The sequence below is a fragment of the Larkinella ripae genome (assembly GCF_054780775.1).
In genome coordinates, this window is record NZ_BAAGVR010000001.1 from 988,425 (window position 1) to 1,003,464 (window position 15,040).

Here is a 15,040-nt window from a genome sequence, read left to right on the forward strand (position 1 = left end):
ACTATTTTCAGGCCGTAATAATGCAGTTCACTAGTGGCCCGGCCCAAAAACCGCCTTTTGTACAAGTCTTACGATCAGGCCATTCAACTGATCGAACAGCAGCCACGCGTGAAAATTGTGGAAGAAAGCGAACTGGAACGTTATTCGATAAGGTGGCCGAGACGTTAAGATAAGGGTAACAAATCTGCCAATTAACAATTGCATAACTGCTTTTTGGCAGTTATATTTACTACAAATCAGGAATGAATGGCTACTGTAAACCGCCCCTTGTCCTCGTCTTCCGCACGTCGCCGTCCGGCTTCAACGGTAAAAACCGGAACGCCTTACCAGCCGCAACGGGCATCGGGTTTTACGATCATTGAGCGGGCGCAAAAAGGCGTTTCAACTCAGCAGGTCGATCAACTGGCTCAACTCCTGAATCTTTCGCTGAAAGAACTGGCCTCTATTCTCCAGATTGCCGAACGGACCCTGCACCGCTTCCGGAGCGAGGGACAACTGGATGTTCCTTCGTCCGAACGCTTGCTTCTGCTGGAAAACCTGGCCGCACACGGTTTGCTGGTTTTCGACGGACAGCCGAATGCCCTGGCCAACTGGCTCCGCTATCCTCTGCGCGAATTGAAAGGGCAATCCCCCGTTCAATTGCTAACTACCATCAGCGGTTTTGGGCTGGTAGACGATGTGCTAACGCGGATCGAATACGGCGTGTACACGTAAGGGAATTTTATGCTGGTTTACCGCCTGTACAAAAGCACTTATATTGCGGATCCGTTGTCTGCTGAAGGAGCGCGTCGGGCGGGTGGGCGCTGGAATCCGAAAGGCTACCCCATTCTGTATACTTCCGCGACCCCCGAATTGGCATTACTGGAAATCATAGCTCACCTGAACCCGGCTTTCATTCCCAGTTTTCACCTGCTGGTTCTGGACATTCCTGATTCCTGCCAGACCATTACTCTGAACGATTTACCAACGGATTGGCAGGACGATTCGCAGTATGAACCCTTGCAAACTTATTTATCAGACTGGTTGACAAACCCCAACCATCTGACCGTATCGGTTCCCTCAGCCCTTGTTAGCCGGTCACGTAACTATTTGCTGCACACGCTTTTTCCCGACTTTCGCGATGCGGTCAAGATCGTGGAGAATGTGCCGTTTCCTGTGGATAGCCGTTTGGTGAAGCACTAAAATGCATCTTTGATCAGTTCAAAAAAAATAGAAAAGCCCCTCCAAAATCGGAGGGGCTTCCCGAAAGCCGTAACGGTTAAAACCGCCTACCGCTCCGGCACGCAGTCCCTGATTTTGTAAATCCGGCCGTCGGCCTTGGTGTAAATGTAGAAATCCTGATTCAGCCCCAGCCCAAACCGCAGGTCGGTTTTTTTGCTGTTGCTCAGCGCCTGGAAGTTGGCGGGTTTTCCGGCCACTGCTAGTTTCAGCTCCTGGATGGGTGCCTGTTTGCCGGGTTGCAACTGACTGCTTTCCACGAAATACACCCGCCCATTGACAATATCGCCAAAGATGTACTTGCCGGTTAAGGCCGGGATCGCCGTTCCGGTGTAGACAAAACCGGCCGAAAAGGCGTTGCCCTCGTCGTGGTCGTACTGGACCGCCGGATAGGTATATTTGAAACTGGCGTCGTTGGCGGGCAGGGCGTACACCCGATCCATGCGGCCCCGGTAGTTGATCACAAACGTTCCTTCGCGCTCCGGCCAGCCGTAGTCCGCTCCGGCCACGCCCAGGTTCAGCTCTTCCGACCAGGCTTGTCCGATGTCCGAAATCAGCATTTTGCCGTCCGGCGTCCAGCTCATCCGGTTGGGGTTCCGGAAGCCCTGGCAGAAAATTTCGCCCAGCGCCGACGGGTCCTTGGCAAACGGGTTGTGGGCCGGAATACCGTATTTTCCGTTTTTGCTGTTCCGCCCGGCTGGATCGATGCGCAGCACCTTGCCCCAGGGCCGGTTCCGGTCCTTGCAAATCCAGTAAAAACCGTTCTCGGTGGCGCCCCCGTCGCCGATGCCGATGTACAGCATGCCGTAATCCGCACTGCCCAACTTGGCCAGCGGATTGAACGTAATTTCCTGCACGCCGTGAATCGGACTGACCATGTTGACCCGCAGCAGCTCACGCCCGGTTCCCGCAAACTCCGTCGCGTTCGGGTCGGCCACTTTCCATTCCGTCAACACCCATTGCAGCGTTACTTTGATGGAATCGGCGTACGGAAAATCGGCGGGGGCGGCATTGGCTTTTTCGGTATGCGTGGTGTACAGCAGGCCGTTGGTGTAAAAATCCGGGTGAAAGGCGTAGCTGCCAAAACCGGTCGCCAAACCGGGTGTGTGAATAAAACCGGGTCGCTCTTTGGCCATCGACAGATACGGCCGCAGCGATTTGCCGTCCATTTCGTACAGCGTTCCGCGCAGATCTTCCAGAAAGAGCCGGTTTTTGGCGCCGGGCAGCACCTGCATTTTGTTGATCCGGGCCCGCGGCACCTTTTCGGCCGTGGCCGGGGCCGTCGTGATTTCTTCGAGTTCGAGTCGCAAACCGGACGGCGGTATTTTGACCGGAATGGGGTCCGTCAGCACTGCGCCCAGGTTTTCGCTCCCGGCGTCGGTGGTGGTCATTTTGCGTTTCGAGTGAATGTAAGCCGTCAGGGCGTCGATGTCACCGGCGCTCAGGTGCGTGAACGCGGGCATCGTTTGTTTGTATTCTTCAACCAGCGCGTAGGCCCGGGCGTCCCCGCTTTTGATCACCTCTGGCGCATTGCGAATAAACGTCTTGAGCCAGGCGGGTGGCACTTCCAGCGTCACGCTGGCCAGATTCGGGCCGATGCCTTTTTGCAGAAAATTGTGGCAGGCCGTGCAATTCTGCTGAAACAACTGCTGCCCTTTGGTTAAAACCGCCTTGTCCGTCGAATACGGCACGCTGGCGGATGCGGTTTCAGGCGTAGCAGCCGGTTTTTTAGCCGGTTTTTGTCCGTAGCCGTACGTTGACAGGCCGATCAGGACCAAAGCAAAAAGGCGGATTCGTTTGGGAAGAAAAGAATGCGTTGACGTGACTAGGGTTCGGAATTTCATGCCAAAATTAAATTTCTGTTGAAAATTAGGGCATTGTCCTGCCAAAATCAAATGCGCCGGCGCGCTTTGTTGCCATTTTAGCGAAGAAACCCAGCAAGCTTTGCCTAACGGGCGTGGCCGCCGGTGCAGTCGGGCTAAAATGTTTTCGTCGAAAAGGTGATCATCGGGAAGCATTCCGGCACGTGCGAATCCCAGACCCGGTGCGAATTCCAGGCCCAGCCGCCGTGGTCGGTAGACGGGGCGGCTTCCTTGTAGGTGTTGAAGCGCGAAAAATCAATTCGCCAAAGATCATTGTTTTTCGGCGGCAGCGACCGCTGGTCGCCCTTTGCCAGCAGCGCCATGCTTTTCCACGGAAACGCCAGTTCCACCGTCCATTTCCGGTCCCGATCCTTGTTGTCGTTGAGGGTGCCATCGACCTGAACCGCCGTCTGCAAACCCGGAAAGCGGAAATCCCAGGAACCGTATCGCAACCCGCGGGGGTGTTTTTTGAATCCCACGCCATTGAACGATTTGACCTTCGGATTGGAAAGCGCAAAGAGGGGGTCGGCCCCAAAACCGCCTTTCTCGTACGCGTCTTTCCAGATAAAAAACACCTCGTAACGCGTTCCTAAGGCATTGATCTCGAATTCGTAATACGTATCCGGCCCGGCGATAAACACCTCGACGTCGTTTTCCGTGTAAATCAGGTCGTTCTGGTTGGTTAATTTGGCGTTGATGAATGGTTCTTCCACCCAGAAGGCGATGTACAGGTGATCGGCATCCCAACACACGGCGGCCCGCGTGTCGTGAATCACCGGCTTGCCCGACACCAGATCGACGAACCGGGGTGAACGCGGAATTTTCGTCCAGATTTTCTCGTCCAGTTTCCCGTCGATCACGAGCGGTTGGGCGGTTCGGTAGGCGGTATACTGTTCGATGGAATTTTTGTCGCAGGGAAAGGTCCAGTGGGTCGAGTCGCGCCGACTGGTTGTGCTAAAATCCGTTCGAAGGGCCGACCCTTGAAAAAACAGGCAACCGAACGCCAGAACAACGAACAAAGGCAGGGAAGCCGGGCGGTAGTTTTTCATTCGAATGCGGCAGTGTTTTTCCTAAAAAGTAGTGCTAGTGTGGCTTGTCAAAGTTCGTCGTAATTTCCCGTATTATTGTCAGCGTTGGCAGATGATTTTGTACTGCCGATCAATGCACCCATCCATGCGATCATTCCCCTTCACTTTCCCGGCTTTCTTCCACCTCATAAGGACCCTGCCAGGACACCTGGTCGGCCTGTCTGTTCAGGAGTTCAAGGTTATGCGCCAGCCAACGATTCGCCGATGTTGGGTTTAGAAAGCTTTTGAAAATGTCGATCTGTTTTTCCAATTGGGATGACAGTTTACGAACCGCTTCTCCGTCGTCGTTCACCACGATCGTAAAGCGGTGAATTCCGGGAAGGCCGGATGCCGTCACCTGAATGGCTTCAATATTGATCCTGCGCCGGGAGATGATGACACTAACCCGGTTCAGCATACCGATCTGATTTTCCGCAAACAGGGTAATGGTGGAATCGCTCATCCCAATCGTAACGGTTTTATCAACTATTTTGCACGATTACTAACTTTTCTTTCACCAGCCGGGTAACGCTCCGGGTTGCAACCGGGAACACTTTACGGAGGTCGATTTCTTCTTCGTTCAGCGTGGATTGCAGGGTTTTCATAAAAATATTCTTTATTTCCGTAGCCAGATTAACCTTGCAAATTCCGAGGGAGATTGCTTTCCGGAGTTGGGCCTCGGGAACCCCGGAGCCCCCGTGCAGCACCAGGATGGTGTTGACCGTATCGTGGATGTCTCTCAGCAAATTGAACTGGAGCTGGGGCTCCTGCTTGTAAAAACCGTGAGCGGTTCCAATCGCAACCGCCAGCGCATCGACCCCGGTTTCTTCCACAAACGTTTTGGCCTCTCCTGCCTGCGTGAAAGCCTGCGCATCGTGTGATTGCCCCAGTTTTGCCACATAACCCAGCTCCGCTTCCACATTGGCATTGTAGGCCTGCGCCCGTTTAACGACTTCCCGGGTGATCCGGACGTTCTCCTCAAAGGCAAGCTCGCTGCCATCGATCATCACCGAGTCGAACCCGGCATCCAGGCAGGCCTGCGCCAGTTCGACGGACGATCCGTGATCCAGGTGCAGCCACCCCTCCACCCCAAACTCTTTCAGCCCCGTGCGGGCCAGCTCCACCGCCGTATGGAGGCCCATGTAATCAATCGAGCTGCTGGTCAGTTGGAGAATGACGGGCTGCCGGGTTTCCTTCGCAGCGGTCAGCACCCCGTGCAGGGTTTCCAGGTTGTAAAAATTCGTCGCGAGCAAGCCCTTTTTCTCCGAGGTCAGGAGCCGCATTTTTTCTTTTAAGGTCACAGGGTTTACCAATCAAGGTTAAAAATTTCTTTTGCAGTTCGCTTCACAGACGTGACGTGGACAAAAGCCGCCGTGCCCCCGGCCGCCGTGGTATTGATCGCTCCGGCCAGGTTGCCCAATTTCAGGCATTCCGACAGCTCGTGCCCGTTGAGAAAACCGTGGATAAAACCGGCGTTGAAACTATCCCCGGCCCCAATGGCGTCCACGAAGTTTTCCGTGATGTAAGCGTCGGCATGGAGCACCCCGCCGTCTGCATAGGCGGTGGCGCCCCTGATCCCTTTTTTGACCACAATGGTGTTGGCAAAACCGGAAAGCCGGTCGATGGCGCCCCCCACTTCGCGCTGGCCGGTCAGGCATAACAGCTCTTTTTCGTTCGGCAGAAAAAAATCGACGTAGGGCAGGCATTCCTGGGCCGGGAAGTCCCATTCATTGGCCGGATCCCACTGCAAATCCAGGGACGTGGACAGACCCGCGGCCTTGGCGGCTGCGAACAGGGTGGTGATGTCGGCCCGCAGCGCGCGCTGCAAAAAATAGGACGACACGTGAAGGTGCCGGAATTGAGGCAGCGCCTGAAGGGGGATATCGTTGATGGAAAAATGGTTCATGGCCCCGCCATAGGTGACATTTGCCCGATCCTGCTCGTAGTTAAGGATCATCGTCAGGCCGGTCTGGTGCCCGGGCGATTCGATCACAAACCGGGTATCCACCCGTTTGGCCTGCAGCTCCCGGAGGATGAATTTTCCGAACAGGTCATTGCCCAGGGCTCCGCAGAAGGCGACCCGGCTGCCCAGCGCCGAACTATTGGAAGCGAAAATGGCCGACGAACTGCCCAGGGTCAGCAGCATTTGCTGGGCCAGTATCTCCTGGCCGACCACCGGAAAACCGTTCACCTGATCAAGCAGGATGTCAACGTTCAGCTCGCCGACTACCAGCAGGTCTGTTTGTTCCATATCAGCGAAGACATTTTAAAAATTTAAAAGGCTACGGTTGTGGGTTTGCTTTCCCACCGGGTCTATTCTTCGAGGACCGCCGGATAAATGGTCACTCCCTGCACTACGCGGTTGATCGCGCCGGATACCGAGGGATTATCCGGCCTTAGACCCAGGTACAGCGACTGGTAAAAACCGATCAGCTGACCCACCACGGCCGCTCCGATAAAGGATAATTCATTGGGGCCGTCGTGGTAATTGGCCAGGGTAATATCCAGCACCGAATGGTCCAGCTTCTGCCTGGGCATGTTCCAGGTGGCCGTAGGGACGTGCTGCCCATCCTGGTCGATGGCCACACAGAGGTCGCGTTCGTATAAGCCCACAACGGGATCGGCGGAAAACAGGTAAACGATGAGTGATTCACGGTTTACCACCGCCCGGGGACCGTGCCGGAAACCGAGAAACGAATCGTGCTTGCAGATCACCTGGCCGTCCGAGAGTTCCTGCACCTTCAGGTGACATTCCCGGGCGATCCCGAGCAGCGGGCCGGAGCCCAGAAAGATGATGCGCCGGTATGGCTGGCTGGCCAGGGCAACGATCCGGGGCAGAAGCTCGCTCAGCAGGGACCGGGTTTGGTCCACCAGTGTTTCCAGTGAGGCTCGCAAGGCATCCATCGACTGGAGTTTCATGACCAGTAAAACCGCCAGCAGCATGCCCGTAAAACTGCCCGTCATCGCCAGTGACTGGTCGTTGGCCTGTTCGGGCAGAACCAGGTAAAACGCATTGGGCAGTTTCCGGTGGGTCAGCGCGCTGTCTTTGTTGCAGGTGATGATCAGGTGGTGGACCTGGTCGCAGTGCTCATCGGCTATTTCGACAGACGCGAGGCTTTCGGGGCTGTTTCCCGACCGCGAAAAGGACACCATCAGCGTCGGGATTTCCCGCTGGAAGTGGAGTTTCGGATGGGTGAGGAGGTCGGTGGTCGCAATGGCGTGCGTGAGTTTCCCCGTGCTTTCCTGCACGATTCCCTGGGCGGCTTCACCGATAAAGGCCGATGAACCGGCACCGGCCAGGATGATCCGCAGGTCCGGTAACTTCAATAAAGGAGTGAGAAACGCTCCGATGTCCGCCCGCTTCTGGCTGATCATCGCATAAATTTTCTGCCAGAGAACCGGCTGGCCCTCTATTTCAATCGCCGTGAACCGAGCTCCTTTTCGCTCCAGTTCCCGGTCGTCAAACTGTAGGTATGGCATACATAAATTCTATTTTATTTTATTGACTAGTTTGGTCGGGACCGGCATTTTATCACCGTCTTTTTTCTCCATGTTCATCTCGGCATTTCCCATCATAACGGCCGATGCAATAGCCAGTACGATCCCGACGAGGGTGATCGGATGGGGAAAAGCGGAATAAATCCACAGCGAAAGAATCACCGTCAGGACGGGGGAAAGGGCGGTCGTCATCGGCGCCACGAAAATCGCCCGGCCATACCGGAAGGCGTACACCAGACAAAGCGCCCCGAATGCATTCAGCACCTGCACGGCCGCCGACAGGTACGGTCCTTTCAGACCATAGTTGATCGGTTGCGAAAAATCCGTCATCCAAAGGGCAAACGGAATGAGCGCGAGGGAACTGAGGGTCATGTAAAAAAAGATGCTTTCGGCCTTCATGTGCTCGTTGGCAAAGCGCATGACGAATCCCTGCGCTCCCCAGGCCAGCAAAGGCACCAGGGTCAACACAACCCAGCCATACCCGCTCAGGGCCGAATTACCGGGAGGAATGTAGGAAAGTGAAACGATGGCGACCACGGCGATGCCGATGCCGGTCCAGCCCACTGCCCCCGTCGATTCTTTCAGGATCAGAACGGCCATCAGGATGGTCACCACCGGCGTCAGCGACAGGATCGGAAACACGATGTAAGCGGGCGCGATCCGGAGGGTTAAAAACAAAACGAGCTGACCGGCCGCCCCGAGAAATCCGGCCAGACAACCGAGCAGGACGGACCGTCTGTCCGTTTCCAGTTTCCACTTGTTGACAGCCAGGGCCACGACGGCTGCGGGGATCATCATCACGGCCCAGACCACGTATCCCAGGGTGGGCGGAAAACCGTTCTTCTCGGGCAGCTCAATCAGCGCTCCCCACACGCCCATGAAAATGACGTGTATGATGACGAAACTGATCCAGGTTTTTGAATTTTTCATGCTGCGGTCTTCGGATTCGTTTGGTTCGGACAGTGTTTCTTCAACCAGTCCACCGTGCGGGTCAGCACGTCGTAGCGGTTCCGGGGGAGCAGGTCAGGACGCCAGCCGTGGCCTTCCCCAACGTACTGCACGAGCGTACTGTCGACCCCCCGTTTCCGGAGCGCGACGAACAGTTCCTCCGCCTGCGAAACCGGCACTTCATGGTCTTTTTCGCCGTGCAGAAAGAGCGTCGGGGTTTTGATATTTTTTACATACTTCAGCGGAGAGCACTTCCACAGTACGTCAAAATTGTCGTAGATACTCCCCTGAAACTCAGACTCCATCAAACTATGGTACAGGGACGTGCCGGCGAAACTGACCAGATTGCTGATGCCGCCATCGGTGATGGCCGCCCGGAACCGATTCGTTTGCGTAATGATCCAGTTGGTCATATACCCCCCGTAGCTCTGGCCCGTGACGGCCAGTCGGTCCGCATCGATCCAATCGTTTTCCTGAATCGCTGCGTCGACACCTGCCATCAGGTCCCGGTAGTCGCCCCCACCCCAGTCCAGCACACAGCCGGACGAAAACGTCTGGCCGTATCCGCTGCTGCCCCGGGGATTGATGGACAGGACGGCGAACCCCTGACCCGAAAGCACCTGAAGCCGTTCCTCAAAACCGTACCCAGCCATGTTGTGCGGTCCACCGTGAATGACGAGCACCAGCGGGTAGCGGACCCCTTCCGCAAAACCGTATGGCTTGATGAGCCAGCCCTGAACCCTGGTGTCATCGAAACTGGTGAACCAAAAACTCGTGGCGGGTTGCAAACGGATCTCCGCCAGAGCATCTTCGTTGAGCCGGGTCAGCGGGCGGGATTGCCCGGTCTGCCCGTCGTGAACAAAAATCTCGGGCGGGTGAACCGCATCCGTGCGGATGTACACGATCCATTGCCCACTGGCGTCCACCCGGTATTCGAGCACCTGGCACTCCTCACCAACGATTTTTTCAACGGTTCCCCCGTCCGCGGGCACCCGGTAAAGTGCGGTGGTCCCTTCGCTGCCCGCGGTGAAATAAAGCCGGGGCTGGACCGGGTCCCAACTGACCTGCTCGATCCGCCGGTCGAAGTGCCGGGTGAGACAAACCGGCGCGTTGGTAGCCGGCGACAGCACATACAGGTGGGTGTCCTCGGCGGGACTGTCGTTGGTGGAACGAACTGAGGTGGTACCCAGGAACGCAATCTGTTTCCCACCGGGCGACCAGGCCGGCTGGTACACCGTGCCGAACTGGTCGGTATGCCGGGTAATTTCCCGCTTACTCAGTTCCACACTCCACAGGTCATGCCGTTGGTTGTTGTCGGCATCGGCCGAGCGGTTGCTGACAAAGGCGATTTGTCGGCTGTCCGGACTCCAGCTCAGGGAATGGTCGTTGTAGGGACCAGTCGTCAGCGGGGCTGGCTTCCCGCCCTGGACATCGACGATCCAGAGGTGGGAGAATTCATTGTCCGTTACATCCGGCCTTCCCCGGCCGCCTTTCGTCTTGTATAAAATACGGTCTGCAATTTTTACAGGGCTGCCGCCTGTTTCGACAACGGCAGAGGAAGCACTGACAAAAGCGATGCTGGAACCGTCGGGTGACCAGTCGAAATTTTTGAGGGCCAGGTGTCCGAGGAAATAATGCGACTCAAAAACCGGGGCCACCGGGCGGTGTTCCTGCGTAGAGAGGGCGTAAATCCAGATCCATTCGGTCCCGTTCTGTTCAACAAGGTAAGCTATTTCGTTGGCTACCGGCGACCATTTCGGGGACGATCCCTCCCAGGTATTCAGCTCCGTGTTCGTGGCAGCGTCTACCACCGACACGGTATTCCGATAGGCATTGTCATCCAGCAGCACCTTCGTAGTTGAATAGCTCACATACCGGTGATCGGCCGACAGGGAGGCTGCTGACGGCACCACGATAGATTGCAAATCCTTTATTTCAAGCGGTCGTTTCATTGTCTACTTACCAGCCTAATTCCGCTGTTCTGCCTTCTGAATTTGTTTCACGTAATCGGCACCGGGCCTGTTTCATCTGCTACCAACTTTCTTTTTTCAATAACCGCGCGCCGAACCAGGCTTGTTTTACTTCTTTGTTGAAGTTTGATTGATCAGCTCGCCCAGTTCGAGTCGTTTGCGGTCCCACAGTTCCGGATCATAGCTCCACACCGCCAGCTTACCAACGGACTGGTCCCCGAAAGGCCGGCCGATTACGTCATTCACCAGCGCATCGGCCCGCGCATTGTTTTTATCCTGGCCCGCCAGCAGCCGCATGTATTCGTATTCCTGGACGCCATTGCGCAGGGTTTTGAGCCGGACTGACGGAGCGGCCACATGGACATTTGGAATAATGCCGGGGCTGTAGATCAGCAGGGCGTTTCCGTTCATTTTTTTGTGGTCGTATCCGTCGGCATTTCCGTTGTCATGCCCGCCGTCGTTGGCGCTTTTCCAGGTTTCGGTATCGTACCAGGCCGCTTTCCAGCCGGCACCAATGCCCCAGCTGATCCACGAATGGGCCCTGTATTTCCAGACACTCCAGCTGATGGCACGGTCGTTCACCAGGGGCAAATCGGTAAATGTGGAACTGCCCACCCAACTGTTGACCTTGCTTTCATAAATCATGGGGCCGTACAGCCATTGGTCGATCCCCTTTTTCGTATAGGCCGCCATCCGGTCTTCATTAAAGTCAATGGTATGCACCGCCCAGGCGCTAATAGACCGATCGATCACCTTCATCGCGGTATCGTTGTAGCTGCCATCCACCCGGAATTTCGCTTCCGGATATTCCTTTTTGAACAGGTTGCCGTAATGCACCATGCGGTCCCACGCTTCGGGGAAATACGATTCGTCCAGACCGTTGAGGTAAACTGTCAAATCGGTGGTTTTCGGGTTGACCAGGGGCTTCAGGTGCGTACGAACCTGGCGGATCATTTTTGTATATTCCGCCTGATTCGCCGGATTCCGTTCCACGTTCGGCTTACCCACATCGGGCCAGCCAGCCGTCTCATGTTTGCCGTAAACATCAAAGGGCAGCAGGAAGGTTTCGACCGGCGTGCCGTAGCCCGGGCCATACGCGTAGCCATGCGATTTGGTAAAAGCGGCCCCGGTCAGGTATTTTTTCAGGCGACGGTCAAAGGCCGTCCAGTCAATGGTGTTGCCGCCCGGTTTTTTGGTCAGTACGGGTTTGTAGGTAGGGTCCATGACGCAAACCCGGTTTCGCTTCATCAACTGGTAAATCGCCAGTTCGTCTTTTTCCGTCATCTCACTGACAAACCCCTCGTGCTGGAGGCTGCCCTTGAGACTGTTTTCATTCGGAATGGCAAAGTCCCAGACATCGAGCCGCACCGGGATTGATTTGGTAACTCCATCAATGACCACCGAAATCGTACTGGTATAGCGGCCGGGAAGAGCCCGGTTTCTTTCAAACGGAATGTACTGGTCCACCCAGACAAACTGGGACCGCTGGTCTTCGATCCGGTTATTGAAATCCGGCAATTGCAGGGGATAAATCCACCCGCCTTTGGGGGGAACCGTGCCCTGCTGAATGGCAGAGAACGGAATCAGTGCGTCCGGATACCAGCCCTTTCCCAAGGTGGCCTGCGGATAACCGGTCGTGGGCGTTTTGACCTGCACCGACCACGTCAGGAAAAGCTCCGGTGCGTTCGCAAAGCCGGTATTTTCCGAACGGAACGGCGGCATGGACACCTGAATCCCCTTAAGGGCGGCTTCAGAATGGTTGGTCAGGACGAGCTGGAAGGAAATGTACTCGCCCCGGGCGGCTTTTAGCGAAACCGTGCGGCCGTCGTAAATCCAGTTTGAGGCAAGAAGTCGGTCCGCCTTTCTGCTTTCGCCGTACGGCGCATCATAGACCCGGTGCGTTACCGGATCCAGACGCACCGATGACGGAATGACCGAGATCGACCAGTCTGAGTGACTCTCGCTGGCCAATCCCGGCGAACAAAGGGTCAGGGTTAGGAATAGAACTAAAATTATCTTTTTCATACGCGTACAGGCAATGCAGGAATGTTTTCTGGCTATTTTCCGGAGTCCTTATCGACCGGAAAAACCAGCAACTGGCTCAACGCTTCGTCTTCGCCCATCACGATGTATTTCCCGTCTTCGGAGGCCGCGATGGCTGACAACTGGAAACCGCGCCACTCAATTCCCTGCTCGATGCCGGGCGCCTTCAGAATAAACTGGGGATTTCCCAGATCGGTAAAGCCTTCGCCCGACGGACTGTAACTGAACAGGTGCACGTAGCCCGGCAAAGCGCCCGACAAACCGTAGAGCCTGCCATCGGCACCGACGCACAGCCCGCGCAGCCGGTTCATCATCGCCGGTTTTCCCAGGTTTTTGATTTTCCGGGTAGCCGGATCCAGCTGAAACAACTGACCGTCACCGGCATTGCCCCCGTACAGCAGCCCGTCGGCGGTTCGGGCCCAGGACTCGGTGCGCCCCAAAGTTCTGCGGCCCCAGACGGCGGGCAGTTCGGAGAGGGTCGTAAAGCTTTCGTCGGCGGGGTTGAACACCACGAGCCGGTTAATGGGCTGGCTCGTGTAAACCAGTCCCCGCCCGTCGGTCGCCATCGCGCCACTCAGGTATTCTTCCGGTTTTTGGTGATATTCGTCCACCAGGATACGGAGGTCCGCCGGGGTGACCCCACTGTTTTTATACACCTTAACACTTTTCGAGACGATGTTGTAGCTAAAAAAGAATCCCGAGGGGTAGCTGATTCCGTACATCATGTTACGGCTGGCGTCTCCGGTCAACGCGAACACGCCTTCGCCGGGAACCGGGGTGCCCAGGTCCGTGACCCGGATGCCCGCATCAACACCCACCACGACCCGCAGCAGGTGACCGCTTCCGGTGCCACCCGCCATCGTGCCCGCATACAGGGCCTTGTCGTCCGCCCGGAAAAAACCGGTTCGGATGCTGGTTTGTCCCGGCAGGTCGTCGTTGAGGTCTTTCAGGGTCAGCATTTCCCGTTTGGAAAGGGACGCCACGAACAAAAACGGAGCCCGGTTTTTCTGCGCCGTGGTGCCGCCAATGATGTAGTCGTTCTGGACCGTCAACGATGTGATCGCATTGCGGTACATCGGCATCCGTACCAGCGACGTATTGGCAAGCGAAACCTCAATGCCGAAGCCTTCCAACGGTTTGAAATAGCTGTACTGGGCAAAAACCGGCATTGCCAACCCCACGAACCCCAGCGCCAGTACGTTTTTCAGAGATCGGAGTTTCATCTGCTTACTTTTTTGCCGGGGTTAAACTTGATCAGGAAGGGTTCGGAATGGTCGTTGGCGTCGAGTTCCCGGCGCCCGGCGAAATACAGATTACCGAATTTGTCTTTCGTATCGGAACCCGTGGCTTCACTGAGCTGGTCAACGGGGTATTCGTAGATGACCGTGTGTTTTCGGGTTCGCGGATCAAATTCCATCATCACCGTCCGGTTTTTGACCAGGAAATTGCCGTGACCACCGACGAAGTAATAGAGCTTGCCGTTATCGCCGATGTTGAGGTTGGGGACATACGGTCCGTAGGGCTTTACATCCGGGCGGCTGTCGGCCACCCCGCCCAGGTCCTCGATTCGGCCAATACCGTCTTTCTGCGGATAAAACGCCAGAATCTTGGCTCCGTACGTGATGAGGTAAATCACGTTGTTTTTTTGATCTTTGGCGTAAGCCGTGATGCCGGTGACGATCTTCTCACCCGGTGTGCCGGCAAAGGCGGGCAGGCTTTCCCGGGCAAAAAGCAGCGTATCCTGGGCGGTCTGGTATTTCACCAGCCGCTGGCGCCAGTCGACGTAGTAACAGTTGCCCCACCCGTCGGTGAACAGGACCCGGGGCACGTGGGAACTGCCCAGCCGCCCCAGATCCTTCATGTGGTTTTTGGCCGGATCATGCACCAGGAAATGCACCTGCGGGTACGAAACGCCGAACAGTTTGCCGGAAACCGGGTCGATGTCCATGTCCTTCACACTTTCGTACTGCAGGCCCATTCCCAGGTTGACCAGATCGTCCGTTGCGGGATGCCATTTCATAAAAAAACCGCCTGCATAACCCGCGGGGTGTTCCATGAAGTACTCCTCCCGCGACTCCCCGCCATCCGTCGAGAAGTACATGTATCCGTCCTTCCCTTCAATGATCTTGGAATGAATTTTGGCCTGCCACTGAAAAGGTCGCAAATGGCCGCGATCCGCCAGCGATCCGTGGTTGGTCATCTTTCCGGTGGTCACATCGTAGTCGTACAGCATCACTTTGTCAACGTGGTTGGTCACGCCGACCACCACCTTGCCAAACCGTTTGCTATACCCGATATCATCCCAGGTTGAATGGGCGTCGGGAAAACCGTCGTACTTGATAAAGGCGATATGATCCTTGTTGATTTTGGGCTGCGCCGTCGCCGGTGCACTCAAGACCTGGCATAAACCGGCCAGCACAACGGATCGTACCAA

At 56.0% G+C, this 15,040-nt stretch carries 13 protein-coding genes; 2 read left to right on the plus strand and 11 right to left on the minus strand.

Features of this window, described 5'->3' with window-relative positions; translation table 11 throughout:
* Nucleotides 1–246 precede the first annotated feature (246 nt).
* Nucleotides 247–714 (plus strand): type II RES/Xre toxin-antitoxin system antitoxin, encoded by a 468-nt coding sequence (gene parS / locus ACYVHX_RS03970; RefSeq protein WP_460670297.1) that lies wholly within the window; start codon nucleotides 247–249, stop codon nucleotides 712–714.
* Nucleotides 715–723: 9 nt separating this feature from the next.
* Nucleotides 724–1,182 carry an RES family NAD+ phosphorylase gene (locus tag ACYVHX_RS03975; protein ID WP_460670298.1) on the plus strand — a complete coding sequence of 153 codons (459 nt, stop codon included), beginning with the start codon at nucleotides 724–726 and terminating at the stop codon, nucleotides 1,180–1,182.
* An 86-nt stretch (nucleotides 1,183–1,268) separates the two neighbouring features.
* On the opposite strand, the gene ACYVHX_RS03980 is transcribed toward ACYVHX_RS03975, so the two are convergent.
* The 11 genes from ACYVHX_RS03980 to ACYVHX_RS04030 all read right to left on the minus strand — a co-directional run bounded on the left by ACYVHX_RS03980 (nucleotide 1,269) and on the right by ACYVHX_RS04030 (nucleotide 15,040).
* The gene (locus ACYVHX_RS03980; RefSeq protein WP_460670299.1) at nucleotides 1,269–3,062 is read right to left on the minus strand and encodes a PQQ-dependent sugar dehydrogenase; all 1,794 of its coding nucleotides are present in this window, start codon (nucleotides 3,060–3,062) and stop codon (nucleotides 1,269–1,271) included.
* 134 nt (nucleotides 3,063–3,196) lie between these two features.
* Nucleotides 3,197–4,129: a carbohydrate-binding family 9-like protein gene (locus ACYVHX_RS03985; RefSeq protein WP_460670300.1), complete on the minus strand. Its 933-nt coding sequence runs from the start codon at nucleotides 4,127–4,129 to the stop codon at nucleotides 3,197–3,199.
* Nucleotides 4,130–4,259: 130 nt separating this feature from the next.
* Nucleotides 4,260–4,610, minus strand: coding sequence for an ACT domain-containing protein (locus ACYVHX_RS03990; protein WP_460670301.1), 351 nt, complete (start codon nucleotides 4,608–4,610; stop codon nucleotides 4,260–4,262).
* Nucleotides 4,611–4,629: 19 nt separating this feature from the next.
* Nucleotides 4,630–5,448, minus strand: coding sequence for a class II fructose-bisphosphate aldolase (locus tag ACYVHX_RS03995; protein WP_460670302.1), 819 nt, complete (start codon nucleotides 5,446–5,448; stop codon nucleotides 4,630–4,632).
* A 5-nt stretch (nucleotides 5,449–5,453) separates the two neighbouring features.
* Nucleotides 5,454–6,398, minus strand: a complete 945-nt coding sequence (locus ACYVHX_RS04000; RefSeq protein ID WP_460670303.1) for a carbohydrate kinase family protein — start codon at nucleotides 6,396–6,398, stop codon at nucleotides 5,454–5,456.
* 62 nt (nucleotides 6,399–6,460) lie between these two features.
* On the minus strand, nucleotides 6,461–7,627 hold the full coding sequence (locus ACYVHX_RS04005; protein ID WP_460670304.1) for an SIS domain-containing protein: 1,167 nt from the start codon (nucleotides 7,625–7,627) through the stop codon (nucleotides 6,461–6,463).
* A 9-nt stretch (nucleotides 7,628–7,636) separates the two neighbouring features.
* Nucleotides 7,637–8,575 (minus strand): DMT family transporter, encoded by a 939-nt coding sequence (locus tag ACYVHX_RS04010; RefSeq protein ID WP_460670305.1) that lies wholly within the window; start codon nucleotides 8,573–8,575, stop codon nucleotides 7,637–7,639.
* A complete protein-coding gene (locus tag ACYVHX_RS04015; protein WP_460670306.1) occupies nucleotides 8,572–10,545 on the minus strand; it encodes a prolyl oligopeptidase family serine peptidase in 1,974 nt (657 codons plus the stop codon). The genes ACYVHX_RS04010 and ACYVHX_RS04015 overlap by 4 nt, the downstream gene beginning before the upstream one ends.
* A gap of 126 nt (nucleotides 10,546–10,671) precedes the next feature.
* On the minus strand, nucleotides 10,672–12,588 hold the full coding sequence (locus ACYVHX_RS04020; protein WP_460670307.1) for a glycoside hydrolase domain-containing protein: 1,917 nt from the start codon (nucleotides 12,586–12,588) through the stop codon (nucleotides 10,672–10,674).
* A gap of 32 nt (nucleotides 12,589–12,620) precedes the next feature.
* A complete protein-coding gene (locus ACYVHX_RS04025) occupies nucleotides 12,621–13,829 on the minus strand; it encodes an NHL repeat-containing protein (RefSeq protein ID WP_460670308.1) in 1,209 nt (402 codons plus the stop codon).
* Nucleotides 13,826–15,040, minus strand: coding sequence for a hypothetical protein (locus ACYVHX_RS04030; protein WP_460670309.1), 1,215 nt, complete (start codon nucleotides 15,038–15,040; stop codon nucleotides 13,826–13,828). Before ACYVHX_RS04030 ends, ACYVHX_RS04025 begins: the two co-directional genes overlap by 4 nt.